General features: G+C 72.7%; 13 protein-coding genes and 1 tRNA gene. 6 read left to right on the top strand and 8 right to left on the bottom strand.

The genetic code is table 11. From position 1 onward, the window contains the following. The first annotated feature begins 28 nt into the window (after window positions 1–28). Window positions 29–628, top strand: coding sequence for a TetR/AcrR family transcriptional regulator (locus ACTJK8_RS22905; RefSeq protein WP_012319995.1), 600 nt, complete (start codon window positions 29–31; stop codon window positions 626–628). Between the two features lie 7 nt (window positions 629–635). Here the strand turns inward: ACTJK8_RS22905 and ACTJK8_RS22900 are convergent, their stop codons facing one another. Further along, on the bottom strand, window positions 636–3,125 hold the full coding sequence (locus ACTJK8_RS22900; protein WP_182178085.1) for a PAS domain-containing protein: 2,490 nt from the start codon (window positions 3,123–3,125) through the stop codon (window positions 636–638). A 377-nt stretch (window positions 3,126–3,502) separates the two neighbouring features. Here ACTJK8_RS22900 and ACTJK8_RS22895 point away from each other — a divergent pair, with 377 nt between their 5' ends. Then, window positions 3,503–6,508 (top strand): PAS domain S-box protein, encoded by a 3,006-nt coding sequence (locus tag ACTJK8_RS22895; RefSeq protein ID WP_440762551.1) that lies wholly within the window; start codon window positions 3,503–3,505, stop codon window positions 6,506–6,508. Window positions 6,509–6,540: 32 nt separating this feature from the next. Here ACTJK8_RS22895 and ACTJK8_RS22890 read toward each other — a convergent pair whose 3' ends face one another. The 5 genes from ACTJK8_RS22890 to ACTJK8_RS22870 form a co-directional block, all read right to left on the bottom strand. Continuing rightward, window positions 6,541–7,038 (bottom strand): hypothetical protein, encoded by a 498-nt coding sequence (locus tag ACTJK8_RS22890; protein ID WP_012319998.1) that lies wholly within the window; start codon window positions 7,036–7,038, stop codon window positions 6,541–6,543. A gap of 124 nt (window positions 7,039–7,162) precedes the next feature. After that, complete coding sequence (locus ACTJK8_RS22885; protein ID WP_440762550.1) at window positions 7,163–8,041, bottom strand: NAD(P)H-hydrate dehydratase; 879 nt, start codon at window positions 8,039–8,041, stop codon at window positions 7,163–7,165. Between the two features lie 277 nt (window positions 8,042–8,318). Next, a tRNA-Gly gene (locus ACTJK8_RS22880) sits at window positions 8,319–8,393 on the bottom strand. Between the two features lie 107 nt (window positions 8,394–8,500). Continuing rightward, window positions 8,501–8,965 carry an NUDIX domain-containing protein gene (locus ACTJK8_RS22875; protein WP_012320000.1) on the bottom strand — a complete coding sequence of 155 codons (465 nt, stop codon included), beginning with the start codon at window positions 8,963–8,965 and terminating at the stop codon, window positions 8,501–8,503. 13 nt (window positions 8,966–8,978) lie between these two features. Then, window positions 8,979–9,674, bottom strand: a complete 696-nt coding sequence (locus tag ACTJK8_RS22870) for a fumarylacetoacetate hydrolase family protein (protein WP_012320001.1) — start codon at window positions 9,672–9,674, stop codon at window positions 8,979–8,981. Between the two features lie 137 nt (window positions 9,675–9,811). Between ACTJK8_RS22870 and ACTJK8_RS22865 the strand changes: the two genes are divergently transcribed. The 3 genes from ACTJK8_RS22865 (at window position 9,812) to ACTJK8_RS22855 (ending at window position 13,550) form a co-directional block, all read left to right on the top strand. Further along, the gene (locus ACTJK8_RS22865; protein ID WP_043074006.1) at window positions 9,812–11,257 is read left to right on the top strand and encodes an FAD-binding oxidoreductase; all 1,446 of its coding nucleotides are present in this window, start codon (window positions 9,812–9,814) and stop codon (window positions 11,255–11,257) included. A 258-nt stretch (window positions 11,258–11,515) separates the two neighbouring features. Then, window positions 11,516–11,809 (top strand): DUF2218 domain-containing protein, encoded by a 294-nt coding sequence (locus tag ACTJK8_RS22860; protein ID WP_012320003.1) that lies wholly within the window; start codon window positions 11,516–11,518, stop codon window positions 11,807–11,809. Between the two features lie 148 nt (window positions 11,810–11,957). After that, window positions 11,958–13,550: an ABC transporter substrate-binding protein gene (locus ACTJK8_RS22855; RefSeq protein WP_012320004.1), complete on the top strand. Its 1,593-nt coding sequence runs from the start codon at window positions 11,958–11,960 to the stop codon at window positions 13,548–13,550. Window positions 13,551–13,566: 16 nt separating this feature from the next. On the opposite strand, the gene putA is transcribed toward ACTJK8_RS22855, so the two are convergent. Continuing rightward, entirely contained in the window at window positions 13,567–17,253 is a 3,687-nt protein-coding gene (gene putA / locus ACTJK8_RS22850) for a trifunctional transcriptional regulator/proline dehydrogenase/L-glutamate gamma-semialdehyde dehydrogenase (RefSeq protein ID WP_440762549.1), read from the bottom strand. 102 nt (window positions 17,254–17,355) lie between these two features. After that, window positions 17,356–18,168: a hypothetical protein gene (locus tag ACTJK8_RS22845; protein ID WP_024829558.1), complete on the bottom strand. Its 813-nt coding sequence runs from the start codon at window positions 18,166–18,168 to the stop codon at window positions 17,356–17,358. Window positions 18,169–18,308: 140 nt separating this feature from the next. Between ACTJK8_RS22845 and ACTJK8_RS22840 the strand changes: the two genes are divergently transcribed. Further along, on the top strand, window positions 18,309–19,355 hold the full coding sequence (locus ACTJK8_RS22840; RefSeq protein ID WP_440762548.1) for a saccharopine dehydrogenase family protein: 1,047 nt from the start codon (window positions 18,309–18,311) through the stop codon (window positions 19,353–19,355). Window positions 19,356–19,410 lie beyond the last annotated feature (55 nt).

Raw genomic sequence — 19,410 nt, 5'->3', positions numbered from 1 at the left:
TCGATATAAAAGTTGGAGTCCAGAGGCAATGGTGATGGGGCGCCCCCGGTCCTTCGACACGGACAAGGCCCTCGACGAGGCGATGGAGGTGTTCTGGCGCCACGGCTACGACGGCGCGAGCCTCGCAATGCTGACGAAGGCGATGGGCATCAAGCCTCCGAGTCTCTACGCGGCCTTCGGCAGCAAGGAGGGGCTGCTCAAGGCCGCCCTCGACCGATACGCGCAGCGTCGTTCCGAGCACATGCGCTTCGTCCTGGCGGGCGAGACCGCGCACGACGTGGCCGAGCGCTTCCTGAGCAGCATCGCCGAGAGCCACACCGATCCGGCGAACCCGCCCGGCTGCCTCCTGGTCCAGGGCGGGCTCGCCTGCGGGGCGGGTTCGGAGAACATCCCGTTCGAGCTGGCAGCCCGGCGGGCGCAGAGCGAGATGGAACTTCGCGAGCGCTTCGTCCGGGCCCGGGAGGACGGTGACCTCCCGGCGGACGCCGATCCGGTCGCCCTCGCACGGTTCCTGTCGACCGTCGCCTCCGGCATGGGCGTGCTGGCCTCCTCGGGCGCCGACCGCGAGGCGCTGCGGGAAGTCGCGCGCGTCTCGCTGCGGGCCTTCGCGAAGGGGGAGGACGTTTGAGACGCGCTTACCCGGCGCGATCTTGCACCCCGGACCGGTCGATCGACCCTGGACGGTGCCGGGCCAGGACGTCGCGCAGCGCCCGCGCGACCTGCTCGGCCGAGTAAGGTTTGCGCACGAGCTCGAATCCGTGCGCGTCGTCCCGCGCGAGCGCGTCGCTGTAGCCGGTGGTCAGAATGACCGGCAGCGCGGGGTGGTCGGCGCGCAGCCGGCGCGCGAGCTCGACGCCGCCCATCCCGGGCATCACCACGTCCGAGAAGACGGCGTCGAACCGGAACGGCACCTTCTCCATCTCGGCGAGCGCGGCTTCGGCGTTGTGGGCCCAGACGGTCGCGTGGCCGAGATCTTCCAGGATCTGCGTGCAGAAGCGCCCGACCTCGAGATTGTCCTCCACGACCAGCACGCAGAGCGCGCGGTCCTCGCCTGCCGGCGCGTCCATGACGGCCCCGTCGTCCGCCGCCGCGGGCGGCGGGTCGACCTCCGGCAAGTAGAGGGTGAAGGTCGCCCCGCGACCGACATGGCTCACGACCTCGACGTCGCCGCCCGACTGCTTGGTGAAGCCGATCACCTGTGAGAGGCCGAGCCCCGTGCCCTTGCCGACGGCCTTGGTGGTGAAGAAGGGCTCGAAGATCCGTCCCAGCAGATCCGGCGCCACGCCAGGCCCCTCGTCCGTCACCGCGACGGCGGCGAACGGTCCGGGTGCGCCGGCATGGCCGCGGATCGGCGGCAGGGCGGCGCCGCAGGTGAGCCTGAGCGTCAGCGTGCCCTCGCCCTCCATGGCGTCGCGGGCATTCATTGCGAGGTTGACCAAAGCCGTCTCGAACTGGCTCGGGTCGGCCCGCACGTGGCAGCGCGCGTCGGAGATCTCCGTCACGATCCGGACGCGCCCGCCCGTCACGGCGTTCAGCATGTCGGCCATCTCGCCCAGCCGCGCCCCGACATCGAAGACTTCGGGCGCGAGCGGCTGGCGACGGGCGAAGGCCAGGAGCTGGTTCGTCAGCCGCGCGGCGCGGTCGACCGTGTCGGAGACCGCCTCCAGGTAACGGGTGCGGCGCTCCTCGGCGAGATTCGGCCGGCGCAGGAACTCGACGGACGAGCGGATGATGGTCAGCAGGTTGTTGAAGTCGTGCGCGACGCCGCCGGTGAGCTGGCCCACCGCCTCCATCCGCTGCGCGTGGCGCAGCGCCTCCTCGGCGCGCGCGAGCTGCTCCTGGTGGCGCAGGCGCTCGGTGATGTCCTGGGCGTACTGGAAGGCGCCGATCCGTCGACCGCGCGCGTCGCGCAGCGTCGTGAACTTCAGCTCGTAAGAGGGCCGCTTGAGGCCGGGATCGCCGAAGGCCTCCGCGACGGTGAACTCCTCGCCCGCGAGGGCGCGTGACCAGACCGCCTGCGCGGCGGCCCGCTGCTCGGGATAGCCGGACAGCAGATCCAGCAGATTGGCCCCCACGGCCGGGCGCAGGCCGTAAATCGCCTCGAACGCGTCAGCGTAAGCCGCGTTCACGGCGAGGAACCGGTACTCGGTATCCAGCGCGCCCACGAGCGCGTCGGTGGTCTCGAACACGTCCGCCCAGAGCTTGCGCTGAGCGAGGGCCTCCGCGACGCGCCGCTCCAGGGTGGCGTTCATCTCGCGCAGCCGGTCCTCGGCGAGCTTGCGGTCGTGGATGTCCTCGACCACGCCGTACCAGCGGACGATGGCACCGTCCTCGGCCCGGCGCGGCTGCGCGCGGGCGCGCATCCACCGGTAAGTCCCGGTCCGCGCGACGCGGATGCGGTAATCGACATCGACCGTGTCGCCCGAAGCGAGGCATTGCGTGAACACCGTGATGGTCCACGGCAGATCATCCGGGTGCAGCGCCCTGGTCCAGCCCGTGCCGTCCGGCTCGCCGGGCGCCTGTCCCGTCAGGTCGAGCCAGCGCTTGGAGTAGGAGGTGATGTTGCCCTGCGGGTCGCAGGTCCACGGCACCTGCGGGTTGAGTTCGACCGTGTGGCGGAAGTGATCCTCGCTCTCGCGCAGCCGCGCCTCGCCGAGGACGCGCGCCGTTGTCTCGGCGGTGACGCAGAACAGGCCGCTGATCGCTCCGGCATCGTCCAGCACCGGCGAGTAGGTGAAGGACCACCAGCCCTGCTCGGACCGGCCGTCCCGCGACAGGTCGAGCATGACGTCGGTCAGGGTCTGGCTCTCGCCCGCGAGGGTCGCAGACACCAGGGGTGCGATCTCGTCCCAGATGCTGGCCCAGACCTCGCGGAAGGGACGACCGAGGGCCGTGGCGAGGCGGTAGCCGAGGACCGGCCGGTAGGCGTCGTTGTAGAAGCAGAGCAGGTCCGGTCCCCAGGCCAGGAACATCGCGGTGGGGCAGGACAACATCAGTCCGAGCGCGCTGCGCAGGGCCGACGGCCACCCGTCGGGCGGCCCGAGCGGCGTCTCCGCCCAGTCACGGGCGCGGATCTCCACCCCCGTCAGACCGCCGGGCGGCAGGAACCTGAACGGATCAGCCACGACGGAACCGTGCCGCCGGCGGGACGTCTCGGTGACCGCGCGCGCTCCGCCCGGTCGAGCGGGCGCCCGCCCCGATCGGAGGCTGCCGCGTGGCCCGGTACTCGGCGCGAGATGAGGTTCTGCCGGTCATGCCGTCCGTGTCACCTGTCGTCCCGAGGTCGCCGACGATGATCGTTGTCGACGCGCGATGTTCCCAGATTCGGATCCCGCGCGGGCGATCGCTGCCGCGCCGTATATGGCGATCCGAACCCGTCGTGTCGGCGCGGGATCCCGCGGGGAAATGCCGCCGGCCCGATGTTTATTGCCGGCGGCCATACTTTCGCCGCCCGAGAACCCCTCTCACGGAACCACCCGGACCGCGCGAAACTACCATTCCGATGGACCTCTCCCGCATACGCGAGGACGAAGCGGCGCGCCTGCGCGCCCTCGACCGTTACTGCCTGGTCGACACGCCGCGTGAGCAGGATTTCGACGAGATTGCCGAGGCGGCCGCCGAGCTGTGCGGGACTCCCATCGCGGTGGTCAACCTGGTCGGGGACGGGCGGCAATTCTTCAAGGCCGAAGTCGGACTGGGCATACGGCAGACGCCAATCGAAACTTCGTTCTGTCGCCAGGCTATCCTGCAGCAGGATTTCCTCCACGTACCCGACGCGACGCGGGACCCGCGCTTCCAGGGCAATCCGCTCGTCACGGGGGAGCCGGGGCTGCGCTTCTACGCCGGGGCGCTGCTGAAGACCGCCGACGGTCATCCAATCGGCACCGTCTGCGTCCTCGACACCAAGCCCCATCAGCTCAGCGACCGGCAGCGCGCGGGCCTGCTCCGGCTCGCCCGCCAGACGATGGCGCAGATGGAGCTGCGCCGCTCCCTGCGCGAGCAGGCCGAGCAGCGCCTGCTGCACGCGCGCATCCTCGACAGCGCCACCGACTATGCCATCGTGGCGATGGATCCCGAGGGACGCGTCACCCGCTGGAACGCCGGTGCCGAGCGCATCCTGGGCTGGTCGGAAGCCGAGATGCTGGGTGGCACGATCGGGGTGATCTTCACCCACGAGGATCGCGCCGCCGAGCGGCCGACGCGTGAGATGAGGCAATCCCTCGAGTCGGGCAGCGCGCCGGACGAGCGCTGGCATCTGCGCAAGGACGGCAGCCGCTTCTGGGCCAGCGGCGAGATCATGCCGCTGAGATCCGAGGACGGCGCCCTCGTGGGGTTCGTCAAGATCCTGCGTGACCGCACCGAGCAGCGCGCGGCCGACGCCGCCTTGGAGGCCAGCGAGCTGCGCTACCGCTCGCTCGTCGAGGTCAGCCCGCAGATCGTCTGGTTCGCCGACGCGGAGGGCAGCGTCACCTACTGCAACGCCTACTGGTACGATTACACGGGCCTACCCGCCGGCGCGACCGGCGAGCAGAGCTGGATGAGCGTCATCCATCCCGATCACCGGGAGGCGACGCGTGCGGCGTGGCTCGCGGCGGCCGGCGCGGGGCGTCTCTACGAGGTGGAGTTCCCCCTGCGGCGCGCGGACGGGCAGTACCGCTGGTTCCTCTCCCGCGCCCACCCCGTCCGCGACGGGGACGGCGAGCGGCGCAGCTGGATCGGCACGACCATCGATATCCACGAGCGCAAGTTGGCCGAGGAGCGCTTCCAGGTCCTGACCGAGCTGGCCCCGGCGATAATCTGGTTCGGCAATCCGGACGGCAGCCTCAACTACCTCAACGACCGGTGGTACGCCTACACCGGCCAGACGCCCGAGCAGGCGCTGCCGATGGGCTGGGACCGGCCGGTCCATCCGGACGACCTCTCGGGCCTGCTGCAGGCGTGGGAGACGGCGCGGAGCCGGGAGGTCATGTACGACACCGAGGCCCGCCTGCGCCGCCACGACGGCACCTACCGCTGGTTCCTCATTCGGGCCGAGCCCCTGAAGGACGCGAGCGGCGCGGTCGTGGGCTGGCTCGGCAGCAACAGTGACATCCATGACCGGCGCCGCGCCGAACTGGAGTTGCGTGAGGCCAGGGAGCAGCTGGCCTTGGCCGTCGAGGCGACCGCCACCGGGATCTTCGACTACGATCTCGTCGCCGACGTGTTGACCTGGGACGCGCGCACCCGCGCCCTGTTCGGCCTGCCGCCCGACGCGCCCGTGAGCTACGACGTCTTCCTGGCCGGGCTTCACCCGGATGACCGCGCCTGGGTCGACGCGGCGGTCCAGCGCGCCATCGACCCGACCGGTCCCGGCACCTACGACATCGCCTTCCGCGTTGTCGGATTGCAGGACGGGGTCGAGCGCTGGGTCGCCGCTAAGGGTCAAGCCTTCGCGGCGGACGGGCGGACGGTGCGATTCATCGGCACCACGCGCGACGTCACCGCGAGCCGGCGCGCCGAGAATGCGACCCGCGAGGCGGAGGAGCGCTATCGGCTCGCGGCCCGTGCGACCAACGACGCGATCTGGGACTGGGATCTGGCGAGCGACCACATCCTCTGGAACGAGGCCGTGCAGACCCTGTTCGGCTACGCGGCCGACGCGGTGGGCGCGAGCGGGTCGTGGTGGAAGGCGCAGATCCACCCCGAAGACCGGGCGCGCGTGACGGCCGGCATCTACGCCGTGATCGACGACAGCATCGAGCACTGGTCCGAGGAGTACCGCTTCCGGAAAGCGGATGGCGACTACGCCTACGTCCTCGACCGCGGCTACGTGCTGCGCGACGCGGCCGGGCAGGCCGTGCGGATGATCGGTGCCATGCTCGACATCACTGAGCGCAAGCGCGCCGAGGAGCATCAGCGCCTTCTCACCGGTGAGTTGCAGCACCGGGTCAAGAACACGCTGGCGATGGTCCAGGCCATCGCCAACCAGACGTTCCGCAACGCCGCCGACCTGGACGCGGCCCGGGACGCCTTCTCGGCGCGCCTGATCCTGCTGGGCCGCGCGCACGACATCCTGACCCGGGCGAGCTGGACCGAGGCACCCATCGCCGACGTGGTGGACGGCGCTCTCGCGGTGCATCAGGGCGGCGCCGGGACGCGCATCCGCGTGAGCGGGCCCGGCGTGCTCCTCGCCGCCAAGCCGGCGCTCGCCCTGGCGCTGGCGCTGCACGAACTCGCCACCAACGCGGCCAAGTACGGGGCGCTCTCGACCGCGGAGGGCGGCGTCGATCTCCGCTGGCACGTGGTACGCGAGGCCGCCGAGCCGCGCTTCTGCCTGACATGGTCGGAGACGGGTGGACCGCCGATCCTCGCGCCCCCCGTGCGGCGCGGCTTCGGCTCGCGGCTGATCGAGCGCAGCTTCTCCGTCGAAGTCGGCTGCGAGGTCAGGCTCACCTTCGCCCCGACCGGCCTGATCTGCCGGCTCGAAGCCCCCCTCGCCGCGATGCAGGAAGCGCCGAGCGCCGCTTGAGACGCGGCCTGACAGGCTCTCGTGCGGGCGCGTCAGGTCCGGGTGCCGCGGGCCCGCGATTCCCGCGGCGCGCGGGGCGGGCCTTCCGCCGACGCGATCACCAGCGCCGCGAGAACGACGGCGGCCGCGTCCTCGGCCAAGCCGCGGCTCCGGCCGGACGCGGTACGAGAATCGCCACCCCGTGCCGACCGGCCGATCAGCGTGCCCGCGACCGCGCCGGCCGCGCCGGCCAGGGCCCCAAATTCGGGTGAGGTGCGTTGCCCGGCCAGGGCCCATCCGCCGACCGCACCGATGGCCAGTCGGAACGCGAAGGAGGGAGGGATGCGGCGGTCGGGCGCGAACGGCATCTTGTCGCCGGCCATCTCCGCCAGGGCGGCCGCCGTCGCCACCCCGCGCGCGGCGACACCGGCCGGGATCGGCGCGCGGCGCGTCCGTCCTCCAGAGGCGGCCCAGGTCAGGGCGGCACAGGCCGACAGGCTCCGCATCCCCGCGACGAACCCGATGCCGAAAGAGGTCGCGTAGCCCTGCATGTCGCCCGTCCGCGCGTTCACTGTCCAAGGGCAAGGCGGCGGCGGGACGCGCTGTTCCGAGCGTGCGGCGGTCCGCAGCGCCCGTGGAACCGCGCCACATCCGGATCGCCCCGCAGTCGGCGCCCTAGCCCATCGTCTCTCGCATCAGTTCCGGCACGACGCCCGACAGTTCCCGGGCAAGGAAGCCGACCGGGCCGATCGCCCCGGCGAGGCGCCGGCCGGCTTCGCCGTGCAGGAACACGCCCCAGAGAGCGGCCGAGATCGGCGGCAGGCCGCGCGCGAGGAGCCCGACGATGAGGCCGGCCAGAACGTCGCCCGAGCCCGACGTCGCGAGGCCGATGCCACCGCCGGCATAGAGCCAGCGCCCGCCCTGCGGCTCCACGATCCACGTCGACGCCCCCTTCATCACCACGACCGATCCCAGAAGCTCGGCTGCCGCGCGCGCCGCCTCGAGCGGATCCGCCTCCACCGCCTCGCGGCGGCGGTCCAGGAGCCGCGCCATCTCGCCGGCATGGGGCGTGACCACCGCCCGCCCGGCGCGGGCCCTGACGGCCCCCGCACGGGCGCGGAGCTCGGACAGTGCGGTGGCGTCGAGGATGAAGGACGCGTCGGCGCCGAGCAGCTCGACCGCGAGTGCCGCGGTCGGCGCCTCGCCGAGCATTCCGGGCCCGATCAGGACGGCGTCGCATCCGTCCGCCAGCGTCCGCAGGCTGGTCGCAGCCTGCGCGACATCGACGGCGCCATCCGCGGTCTCCGGCAATCCGACGACCATGGCTTCGGGCACCATCAGTCCCATGCCGGCGGCCGCGCTCGCGACGGTCGCGATCCTCAGCCTCCCGGCGCCCGCGCGCAGGGCGGCGACGGCGGCCAGCAGGGCCGCCCCCGGGACCGAGGCCGAGCCGGCAACCACGAGCGCCCTGCCGCGCGCGTCCTTGCTCCCCGCTTGCGGGAGCGGCAGCGGGTGCTCCCGGAGAGAGGCGGCCGTGAGGGGCGTGTGCTTCATCGGGCGAGCGTGGCCGCGGTAAGTCGGAATCTCATGATCGCTCTGCCATGGGCTATCGCCGCCCCGAGGTCGCGGCGCGGCGGTCCGGGCTTGCCGATGACAGCCCGGCAGGATGACAGTCGGTTCCGACGACCGACCGCTCGGGCTATCGCCCCGCTCGGAGCGGGACGAGCCGCGTGCCCTCTCCGACGCGCCTGGAGCGCACCGCGAAGGCGGCCGGAAACGACAAAGGCCGCAGAGCTGCGGCCTTGTACGTCGTTCGTATGGTTGGGAAAACTGGAGCGGGCGAAGGGATTCGAACCCTCGACCCCAACCTTGGCAAGGTTGTGCTCTACCCCTGAGCTACACCCGCTCACTGTGCCGCGCCGCCCGGACTTTCGTGCCGGCGGCCCCCGGCGCGGCTCTCTAAACACCATTCCGCCGGGCGACGCAAGCGCCCTTTTCGCGAACCGTGACGATTTACCAATTCGGCTCCGGCGGGAGGCTCTCGCGGAGCTCTCGGAGACGGGCGCGGGTCCCCCGCGTTGTGCCCTCGGGGAGCGCGTCCACCGGGAAAAAGGCGCACTCGGCGATCTCCCGATCCGGCGCCTTGGGACACAGGACCGTGAAGGCCGGCAGGACGAACAGGGCGACGTGGTCCCGGGGAGCGGCGGCGACGTTCCGATAGAGGCCATGCAGGCGCGGCTCTCCCTCGGGGACGATCTCCGCCTCCTCGCGGAACTCCCGCACCATCGCGTCGCGCGCGGTCTCGCCGCGCTCGACGCCGCCGCCAGGAAGGTGCCAGCCACTCACGTAGGTGTGGCGCACCAGGGCCACCCGCCCCGCCCCGTCGAGTGCGACGCCGCGCACGCCGAGGGTCATGCCCCGGGACGCGAGCGCCCCGAGGTGAAACAGGCGCCGCAGGACCGGCCGATCGAGGATCATGCGGCTGCGCGGCTCACACGACGTCGAGGGTGATGGCGCCGAGACCGTCGATCGCCGCGACCATGCGCTGGCCGCGCTGGACCGGACCGACGCCGGAGGGCGTGCCGGTGAAGATCAGGTCGCCGGGCTGCAGGACGAAGTAGCCCGAAAGGTAGGCGATCTGCTCGGCGACGGACCAGATCATGTCGGCGAGGTCGCCCTTCTGGCGGATCTCGCCGTCGACCGACAGGGTGATCGCGCCCTTCGCCGGGTGGCCGATGACGGAGACCGGGTGGAGGGCGCCGACCGGGCCCGAACCGTCGGCGGCCTTGGCGGTGTCCCAGGGCCGGGACATCTTCTTGGCCTCGTCCTGGACGTCGCGCCGGGTCATGTCGAGGCCGATGGCGTAGCCGTAGACGTGCTCCAGCGCGGTCTCGGCCGGAATGTCGCTGCCGCCGCTGGCGAGGGCCGCCACCATCTCCACCTCGAAATGGTAGTTGGCGGTCTTCGGCGGGTAGGCGTGGGCCGTGGGTTCCGGGCCGACGATCTGCAGGGCGTCGGCAGGCTTCATGAAGAAGAACGGCGGCTCACGGTCCGGGTCCGCACCCATCTCACGGGCATGGGCGGCGTAGTTGCGGCCGACGCAGTAGACGCGGCGCACGGGGAAGAAGTCGCTGCTGCCGACGATGGGGAGCGCGATGCGGGGCGGGTTCTGGATGACGGAGAGCATCTCTGCCTCTGCGGTGGATCGTCCGGGTGGCCCGGCGCGACGACGCACGGGCCCGACATCACCGTTGTAAGGTTCGCATCGGCGCGCGCCATACCGGCGCTTGCGTACGGCCTCCTCTGGCCTACAGAATCCACGCGATGACGCCGACAGCCGACCTCGACACCCTGCTGACCGCCCTCCGGGACGGGCTCGGCGCGCGGCACGTGCTGACGGACCCGGACGGCCTGGCGCCCTACCTGACGGAGAGCCGACGCCTGTTCACCGGGTCGGCCCTGGCCGTGCTGCGGCCGGGAAGCACGGAGGAGGTCGCCTTCGCGGTCCGCGCCTGCACGCAGGCCGGCGTCGCCGTGGTGCCGCTCGGCGGCAACACCGGCCTCACCGGCGCCGGCGTGCCGCGCGGCGGCGTCGTTTTGTCTCTGGAGCGCGTGAACCGCCTGCGCGCGGTGGATCCCGTGGACGCCACCATCACGGTGGAGGCCGGGATGATCCTGCAGGACGTGCAGGAGGCGGCCGAGGCCGCCGGCATGCTGTTCCCGCTCTCCTACGCGTCGCGCGGATCCGCCCGGATCGGCGGCGGCGTCAGCACCAATGCCGGCGGCATCGCGGTCCTCGCCTACGGGAACGCCCGCGACCTCGTCCTCGGGCTCGAGGTCGTCCTCGCCGACGGGCGCGTCTGGAACGGGCTCAAGGCCCTGCGCAAGGACAATGCCGGCTACGACCTGAAGCAGCTCTTCATCGGGTCGGAAGGCACGCTGGGCGTCGTCACGGCGGCGGTTCTGAAGCTGTTCCCGCGGCCGCGCTCGACGAGCGTCGCCTTCGTGGGGCTCGCCTCGGCCAGGGCGGCCCTGGACCTGTTCGTCTTCCTGCGGACGCGGATGGACCGCGACCTCACGGCGTTCGAGTACCTGCCGCCCTTCGCCCTGGAGATCGTGCTGCGCCACGTGCCAGGCACGGTTCGGCCCCTCGACGGCGCGCACGGCGCCTACGCCCTGATCGAGATCGCGTCCGCCCGCCCCGATGCCGACACGGGGGCCGAACTCGAGTCGGCCCTCGGGCAGGCCCTGGAGGACGGGCTGATCGCCGACGCCACGATCGCGACCAGCGGGGCCCAGAACGCCGCGCTCTGGCGCCTGCGCGAAGGCGTTCCCGAGGCGCAGACCCGCGAGGGCGCCTCGATCAAGCACGACGTCTCGGTGCCGCTCTCCCGCCTGCCCGAGTTCCTGGAGCGGGCGGGCGCGGCCTGCCTCGCCGAGATGCCGGGCCTGAGGCCTTGCGGCTTCGGCCATTTCGGCGACGGCAACATCCACTTCAACCTGTCGCAACCGCTCGGCATGGAGCCCGCGGAGTTCCTCGCCGCGTGGGGCCGGTTCAACCGGATCGTTCACGACCTCGTGCACGCGCTCGGCGGCTCCATCGCGGCCGAGCACGGCGTCGGGCTGATCAAGCGCGAGGAACTCGCGCGCTACGGCGACCCGGTCGGGCTCGACCTGATGCGGCGCCTCAAGGCCGCCCTGGATCCGGAAGACCTGCTCAACCCCGGCAAGGTCCTCGTGCGGACCGACCGCGCCGCGCCGACGGGCTGAGGAAATTTGTGCATCGCGCCATAATTCGGCGCGCAGGCGGGTGCAGGACGGCCACGCCGCGCCGCCAACCGGCCGGGCGGCCCGTCGCGTTAAGCCGCTGCTAACGCTTCGGACAGACCTTCATCACAGACGGCGGAGACGGATCCGTCGGCGCCAGGCATGGCAATTGCTCTGAGGCCTCCCTATCTCGCACATGCGAGATCGAACGACGAACCGTCACCGACAGGCTGTTTTCATACCCATCTGGAGACCGACGGAATGCCCACCTCTCAGGCCCGCGTGCAGACCACCGAGGCGAGCCGCTACCTGCAGCAGCTCTGCCGGCACTGGAGCCACAAGTTCAAGGTCGAGGCGACCCCCGTTCACGGCACCGTGCCCTTCGGCGAGGACCGCGTCTGCACCTTCGATGCCGAGCCCGACGCCCTGGTGATGCGCATCGACAGCTCCGACCCGGTCAACCTTACCCGGCTGGAGAACGTCGTGGCCGACCACCTCGCCCGCTTCGCCTTCCGCGAGAGCCTCGGCGACATCCGCTGGTCGCGCGCCGCCTGAGGGACCGCGCGGCGCGATCACGCCGACCCGTCCGGACGCCGGCCCGGGCGGGCTGCCCGATCCCGCCCGAAGCGCGGCAGTGGCGCACCACTTGCACGCGAACCCGGCTTGCGGCCAGATCGGGCGCCGCCGCGACCGGGATCGATTGATGAAGCGACGCACCCTGCTGACAGGCGCCGGAGCCCTGATGGCCGGCGCCCTCGCCAAGCCGGCACTGGTCCGCGCGGCCTCGGCGACGACCCTGCGGTTCGTGCCCTACGCGGACTTGGCGCTTCTCGACCCGATCATCACCACCAACTACGTCACGCGCACCCACGCGCTGATGATCTTCGACACCCTCTACAGCCTCGACACCGCCTACCGCGCCCAACCGCAGATGGTGGCGGGGCACGAGGTCGCGTCCGACGGCCTCACGTGGCGCCTGACCCTGCGGGACGGCCTGCGCTTCCACGACGGGACGCCGGTCCTCGGCCGCGACGTCGTGGCGAGCCTGAAGCGCTGGGCGCAGCGCGATGCCTACGGCGGGGCCCTGTTCGCGACCGTGGATGAACTCACGGCGCCCACCGACACGGTCGTGCAGTTCCGCCTGAAGCGGCCCTTCCCGCTCCTGCCGGACGCCCTGGCCAAACCGACTTCCTACGTCCCGGTGATCATGCCGGAGCGCCTGAGCGCGACACCCGCGACGCAGCCGGTGCCGGAGATGGTCGGCAGCGGCCCGTTCCGCTTCGCCGCCGACGAGCGGGTCCCGGGTTCGCTCAACGTCTACCGCCGGTTCGAGGCCTATCGACCGCGCGCCGACGGCACGCCGAGCTTCACGGCCGGACCGCGGATCGCGCATTTCGACCGCGTCGAGTGGCGCACGATCCCCGACGGCGCGACCGCGGCCGGCGCCCTGCGCTCGGGCGAGATCGACTGGTGGGAGCAGCCGCTCGTCGACCTCGTGCCGGACCTGAGCCGCCAGCCCGCCGTGCGCGTGGATCTGGTGGAGACCGCCGGGCTGATCGGCCAGATCCGCCTCAACCATACCCTGCCGCCCTTCGACAATCCCGCGATCAGCCGGGCGCTCCTCGCGGCCGTCGACCAGACCGAGATGATGGACGCCGTCGCCGGCAGCGACCCGGCGATCCGGCGCGGGCCCGTCGGCATCTTCACGTCCGGCGGACCGATGGCGTCGTCGGCCGGCATGGAGGCGCTGACCGGCCCCCGCGACCTCGCCGCCGCGAAACGGGCTCTGGCGGCGGCGGGCTACAAGGGCGAGCGCGTCGTGCTGCTCTCCGGGACCGACGTGCCGCGGATCAACGCGATCTGCGAGGTGATGGCCGATGCCTGCCGGAAGATCGGGATGAACCTCGACGTCGTCGCCACCGACTGGGGCACGGTCAACCAGCGGATCCTGAACGCCAAGCCCCTGGACCAGGGCGGCTGGTCGATGTTCGGCATCTTCTCCGGCGGGCTGGACCACCTCTCGCCGGCCTACCACCTGGCCGTCCGCGGGAACGGCCGGGCCGGCGTGCCAAGCTGGCTGACGGACGCGCCCCTGGAGGAGCTGCGCGGCGCGTGGTTCGACGCGCCGGACCTCGACGCCCAGAAGGCCCTGGCGGCGCGGATCCAGGCGCGGGCGCTGGAGGTCGGCGCCTACCTGCCCTGCGGCCAGTATTTCCAGCCGACCGCCTACCGGCGGGACCTCGAAGGCATGCTGACCGGGCTGCCGCTGTTCTGGAATCTGCGCCGGTCGGCCTGACCGGGCAGTTGCGGGCTCACCCGACGCTCATCAGGCTGGCATTGCCGCCGGCCGCCGCGGTGTTGATCGTGGTGGTGACCTCCTCCACCAGGCCGGCCGGATCGTAGAGGTCGCCGGCCGCCAGCGCCTCCGGGCAGCGGGCCTGGATCGGCAGGATCGCGCCGTCGCGCGCCGCGACGGCCCTGTTCACGGCCCTCAGGGCAGCGTCGTCGCCCGCGAACAGGACGCCGTCGATATCGCTCGCGCGCCCGAGATCCGGGGCTCGGGCGACCCGCGCCGCGCACGTCGCCGGCAGATCGCCCAGGGCCGGATCGCGCCCGTCCGGCCCGACGACGACCGCCGCGTTGCCGGTGCCGAGGATCGCGCCGAGCTGGAGCAGGAGCGCCGTCTCGGTGGCGGCGACGGCCGCGACGCGCCCGCGGGGACGCAGCGCGTACAGGTTGCGCTCACCGACGGGACCGGCCAGCGCGATCGCGGCGCGGCCGGTATATCGGACGGCTTCGAGCCTGTCCGCGAGGTCGTGCCGGTGCCGCGAGCGCAGCCACGCCGTGAAGGGACGCAGACCCGAATCGTCGGCGGCCAGCCCGTCGCGGGCGGCGGCGGGCGCGCGGCGCAGCAGGCGGCCGAGGGAAAGCGGGCCGCCGGCCTTCGGGCCCGTCCCCGACAGCCCGGAGCCGCCGAAGGGCTGCACGCCGACGACCGCACCGATGATGTTGCGGTTCACGTAGCGGTTGCCGGCCCGCACGCGGCCGAGGACGCGGTCGATGGTCTCGTCGATGCGGCTGTGCAGCCCGAAGGTAAGTCCGTAGCCGGTCGCGTCGATCGCCGCGAGGAGCGCGTCGAGGGCGTCGCGGCGATAGCGCAGCACGTGCAGCACCGGCCCGAACACCTCCTGCTCGACATCGGCGACGGCCCCGATCTCGATCATGGTCGGCGGCACGAAGGTCCCGGCGTCGGCTTCGGGCGGCAGGGGGAACTGCGCCACCGGGAAGCCGCGCGCGCGCATGTGCGCCACGTGGCCGATGATCCCTTTGGCGGCCTCGGCGGTGATGACCGGCCCGACATCGACGGCGAGGCGCCGCGGATCGCCCACTCGCAACTCCCGGAGAGCGCCTTTCAGCATGTGCAGCGTCAGGTCGGCGATCTCCTCCTGCAGGCACAGGATCCGGAGCGCGGAGCAGCGCTGGCCCGCGGAATCGAAGGCCGAGGCGATCACGTCGGCCACCACCTGCTCGGCGAGCGCCGAGGAATCGACCACGAGGGCGTTCTGGCCGCCGGTCTCGGCAACGAACGGCACCGGCTCGTCGAAGCGGTTCAGCCGCTCCGCCAGAGCGCGCTGGATGCCCTTGGCCACGGCCGTCGATCCGGTGAACATCACGCCCTGCACGCGCGGATCCTCGACCAGGGCGGCGCCGACCCTGCCGTCGCCCGGCAGGAGGTGCAGCGCCTCCGCGGGGATCCCGGCCGCGTGCAGCGCGCGGACCGCAGCCGCCGCGATCAGCGGCGTCTCCTCGGCGGGTTTCGCCAGGACCGTGTTGCCCGCCGCCAGGGCGGCCGCGACCTGACCGACGAAGATCGCCAGCGGGAAATTCCACGGCGCGATGCAGGCGACCGGGCCGAGCGGCGCGTGCGCGTTCCCGAGAGTCCGCTCGGCCTCGGCGGCGTCGTAGCGGAGGAAGTCGACCGCCTCGCGGATCTCCGCGACGGCGCTCGCGCAGGTCTTGCCTGCCTCACGCACGACGAGCCCGATCAGCGTCGGCATCTGCGCCTCGAGGGCGTCGGCGGCCCGCCGCAGGCAGGCGGCGCGCTCTGTGGCTGGCGTCGCCGCCCAGCCGGCCGCGCTCGCCTCCGCCCGCGCCACGGCGATCGCCACGGTCCCGGCCGTCGCCGGCCGGTCGTATCCCACGATGTCCCGGCGGTCGGCGGGATTGCGCACGGGTTCGTCGGCCGCCGCGGCATCCGCGCCCGACGGCACCGCCCGCCACGCGGTGCGGCCGCTCGCCGCCAACCCGTCCCACAGGCTGGCGAGAGCCGCCTCGTCGGCGAGGTCGAGCCCGGCCGCGTTCGCGCGGCCCGGGCCGTAGAGGTCCCGGGGCGCCGCGATTCTCGGATGGGGCACGCCGGGATCCGGCTCAGCCTCGACGACGGCGACGGGGTCGGCGATCAGGTCCGCGACCGGCACGGCCTCGTCGGCGACCCGGTGGACGAAGGAGGTGTTGGCCCCGTTCTCCAAGAGGCGCCGGACCAGGTAGGCGAGCAGGGTCTCGTGGGTGCCCACGGGCGCGTAGATGCGGCAGGGCCGTTGCAGGACCGCGCCGGCGATGACGGCCTCGTAGAGCGGTTCGCCCATGCCGTGCAGGCACTGGAACTCGTACTGGCCGAGCCGGAAATCCGGGCCGGCCATCGCGACGATGCTCGCCAGTGTCTGGGCGTTGTGGGTGGCGAATTGCGGGAAGACCGCGTCGGGCGCGGCGAGCAGCCGCCGCGCGCAGGCGAGGTACGAGACGTCGGTGTGGACTTTCCGGGTGAAGACCGGGAAGTCCGAAAGACCGTCGACCTGCGCCCGCTTGATCTCGCTGTCCCAGTAGGCGCCCTTCACGAGCCGCACCATCAGCCGGCGCCGGCACCGCCGGGCGAGGTCGATCAGCACGTCGATGACGAAGGGGCAGCGCTTGCCGTAGGCCTGGACCACGAAGCCGAGCCCGTCCCAGCCGGCGAGTTCGGGGTCGGCGGCGAGCCGCTCAAGGATGTCGAGCGACAGGTCGAGGCGGTCGGCCTCCTCGGCGTCGATGTTGAGGCCGATGCCGTGGCCCATGGCGCGGCGGGCCAAGTCCAGCACGCGGGGATAGAGCTCGGCCAGGACCCGGTCGCGCTGCGCGCGGACGTAGCGGGGGTGGAGCGCCGACAGCTTGATCGAGATGCCGGGGCCGAGGAGCACGCCGCGGCCGGCCGATGCCGCGCCGATCGCCGCGATGGCCTCCGCGTAGGCGCGGCGGAAGCGCTCGGCGTCCTCGGCGGTCACGGCGGCCTCGCCGAGCATGTCGTACGAGTAGGTGAAGCCCTTCGCCTCGAGCGGCGCCGCGTGCCGCAGGGCCTCGGCGATGGTCCGCCCCGCCACGAACTGCTCGCCCATCATCCGCATGGCGAGGTCGACGCCTTTGCGGATCACCGGCTCGCCGCCGCGGGCGATCAGCCGGGTGAGCGCGGCGCAGAGGCCGGCCTCGTCCCGGGTCGCCGTCAGCTTGCCGGTCACGAGCAGGCCCCAGGTCGCCGCGTTGACGAAGGGCGACGGACTGTGCCCGAGATGGGCCGCCCAGTCGCCGCCCGCGATCTTGTCGCGGATCAGCGCGTCCCGCGTCGCCGCGTCGGGGATGCGCAGCAGCGCCTCGGCGAGGCACATCAGCGCCACGCCTTCCTGGCTGGACAGCGCGTATTCGTGGATCAGACCCTCGACGCCGCCGCGTCGGCCCTGCCGCCGCAGGCTCTCGACGAGGCGCCGCGCGTGCTCGGCGACGCGCCGAGCGGCATCGGGCGGCAGGCGCGCCTCGGCGAGGAGCGCCGCCACGCAATCCGCTTCAGGCCGCCGGCAGGCCGCGATCACCGCCTGCCGCAGGGGCGAGCGGTCCGCCAGGGCGGGCGCGAACAGGCCGAACGGCTCGCTGGCCCCGACGGCTGCGTCGTCGACAACGCCGGATCCGGACATGGGCCGCCCCTCGGTCACGGCCCGGTGACACCGCGCCGTCGCGGCCTCACGCTACACCGTTCAGGACACGCGTCGAGGCCTGAGACGCGCGGGGCGATCCCGTCACTTGGGGGCTCGCGCGTGCGCAGCCTCCAGCGCGACGGCCAGGAGCGGCTGGGCGCCCTCCCGGCGCAGGGCTGCTACGGGAATCACCACCGGATCGGCGCAGGCCTGGACGACGTGCGCGAGGTCGAATTGCACCGCCAGGCCGCCGGCCTTGGCATCGAGCCACGCCATCATGGCCGGCGGCTGCCCGTCGTAGGTCTCGGCGACGGCCTCGCGGCACTCCTTGTCCGCGTCGTCCGCCTTCGGATCGCCCGTCTTCGGGCGATAGCCCGCGAGATAGAGGGCGTGCAGTTTCCCGGACGCGAGCGTCACCATCTTGGTCCCGCCCGGGCCCTCCGCCAGGGCGAGCTTCCCGGTCAGGGAAGCGGGCAGCAGGGTTGTCCAATCCACCGGGGCGCCGGTGGTGAGGTCGTAGACGATCGACATCGTGTTGCTGCTCGGGTGCGCGCCGCCGCAGAACCAGCTGTCGGAGATGACGTAGCTCAGGAAGCGCGGTCCGCGCATCGGTGCCTGGACGGAGCGCTCCCAGGAGCTGTTCTTCCCGCCCTGGGCCCTGCACGCCTGCTCGGCCTTGAGCGCCCGCGCATCGAGACGCTTCAACGCCGCGTTGATCCGCCGCTCGGCCTCGTCCGCCGGCGCGGCGATCTGCGGCATGGCGGCGATGCCGGGGCGCGCGTCGGACGACGCCACCAGGGTCACGGGCCCGTCGGCGGCCCAGGCGGGCGCGGTCAGGCTCAGGAGCACGGCGCCCCAGCCGCCGACCCTGCGGCGGGCTCGGCGCCCGCGCAGCGGGAAATCACGCTGGTACATCGGGCCTCGGCTCCTGTTGGGGCGGGACGGCGAGTTTCCGGTCCCCACCGCGGGACAATCGGATCGACGCAGCCCTAGCATCCGGCGCGGCGACGCGGCGCGCGCTTTGACACAGGCCGAAGCGGTGTCAGAACCCCGGGATGACCGCGATCCTGATCTACGGCGCCACCGGCTATACCGGGCAGCTCCTGGCCGCGCACGCCGTCGCGCAGGGGCTGCGGCCGATCCTGGCGGGGCGCGATCCGGACAAGTTGCGGCCGCTGGCAGCCCGGCTGGGCCTGGAGATGCGGTCCGCGCGCCTCGACGACCGCGCAGGTCTGCGCGCGGCCCTCGCGGGCGTGGCGGCGGTGATCCACGCGGCCGGCCCGTTCTCGCGAACCGCGCGGCCGATGGCCGAGGCCTGCCTCGCGGCGGGGGCACACTACGTCGACATCACCGGCGAGATCGCGGTGCTGGAGGCTCTCGCGGCCAAGGATGCAGAGGCGAAGGCCGCCGGCATCGTCTTCCTGCCGGCGGCGGGCTTCGACGTGGTGCCGAGCGACTGCCTCGCGGCCCACGTGGCCGGGCGACTGCCCGGGGCGACGCACCTGCGCATCTCCATCGGCGGATTCGGCGGCTTCAGCCGTGGCACGGCCCGCACCATGGTGGAGGGCATCGCCTGGGGCACGCGGGTGCGCCGGGACGGGCGCATCGTCGAACTGCCGAGCCCGCCGCGGTCCACCGCCGATTTCGGCGCCGGACCGCGCCGGACCGTCGGGCTCGGCTGGGGCGACGTGTCGAGCGCGTGGTACTCGACCGGCGTCCCGAACATCGATGTCTACTTCGAGGCCTTCCCCGCCATGGCGGCGGCGGCCGGCCTGCCCGCCGGCATCCGGCGCATCATCGCGGGCGGCACCGCGCAGCGCCTGATCAACCGCGGCATCGACCGGCTGCCCGCCGGTCCCTCTGCAACGGCGCGCGAGAAGGCCCGCAGCACGTTCCTGGCGGAGGCCTGGGACGGCGCAGGGCGGGAGGCGGCGAGCCGGATGGAAACGCCCGAAGGCTACACGCTCACGGCCGCGACGGCCCTGGAGGTCGCCCGCCGCCTCGCCTCGGGCGCGGTGCCGGCGGGCTTCCACACGCCGGTGACGGCCTTCGGGGCGGACTTCATCCTGAATTTCCCGGGCGTGGTGCGAACGGACCTTTGAGATGCGGCCTGCTCGGTGATCGCCCTGACCGTCGCTGCGCTCGCAACGACGGCGG

This window comes from Methylobacterium sp. 22177 (assembly GCF_052045615.1).
Lineage (GTDB): Bacteria > Pseudomonadota > Alphaproteobacteria > Rhizobiales > Beijerinckiaceae > Methylobacterium > Methylobacterium radiotolerans.
The sequence above is the reverse complement of the archived record's forward strand: the minus strand, read 5'-3'. Positions and strand labels throughout refer to the sequence as shown.

Bases quoted from the DNA above. Each gene is read 5' to 3' on its own strand.
- ACTJK8_RS22865 (WP_043074006.1), top strand. From the start codon at position 9,812: ATGACGCCGACAGCCGACCTCGACACCCTGCTGACCGCCCTCCGGGAC.
- ACTJK8_RS22855 (WP_012320004.1), top strand. From the start codon at position 11,958: ATGAAGCGACGCACCCTGCTGACAGGCGCCGGAGCCCTGATGGCCGGC.
- ACTJK8_RS22860 (WP_012320003.1), top strand. From the start codon at position 11,516: ATGCCCACCTCTCAGGCCCGCGTGCAGACCACCGAGGCGAGCCGCTAC.
- ACTJK8_RS22905 (WP_012319995.1), top strand. From the start codon at position 29: ATGGTGATGGGGCGCCCCCGGTCCTTCGACACGGACAAGGCCCTCGAC.
- ACTJK8_RS22890 (WP_012319998.1), bottom strand. From the start codon at position 7,038: ATGCAGGGCTACGCGACCTCTTTCGGCATCGGGTTCGTCGCGGGGATG.
- ACTJK8_RS22845 (WP_024829558.1), bottom strand. From the start codon at position 18,168: ATGTACCAGCGTGATTTCCCGCTGCGCGGGCGCCGAGCCCGCCGCAGG.
- ACTJK8_RS22840 (WP_440762548.1), top strand. From the start codon at position 18,309: ATGACCGCGATCCTGATCTACGGCGCCACCGGCTATACCGGGCAGCTC.
- ACTJK8_RS22870 (WP_012320001.1), bottom strand. From the start codon at position 9,674: ATGCTCTCCGTCATCCAGAACCCGCCCCGCATCGCGCTCCCCATCGTC.
- putA (WP_440762549.1), bottom strand. From the start codon at position 17,253: ATGTCCGGATCCGGCGTTGTCGACGACGCAGCCGTCGGGGCCAGCGAG.
- ACTJK8_RS22895 (WP_440762551.1), top strand. From the start codon at position 3,503: ATGGACCTCTCCCGCATACGCGAGGACGAAGCGGCGCGCCTGCGCGCC.
- ACTJK8_RS22875 (WP_012320000.1), bottom strand. From the start codon at position 8,965: ATGATCCTCGATCGGCCGGTCCTGCGGCGCCTGTTTCACCTCGGGGCG.
- ACTJK8_RS22885 (WP_440762550.1), bottom strand. From the start codon at position 8,041: ATGAAGCACACGCCCCTCACGGCCGCCTCTCTCCGGGAGCACCCGCTG.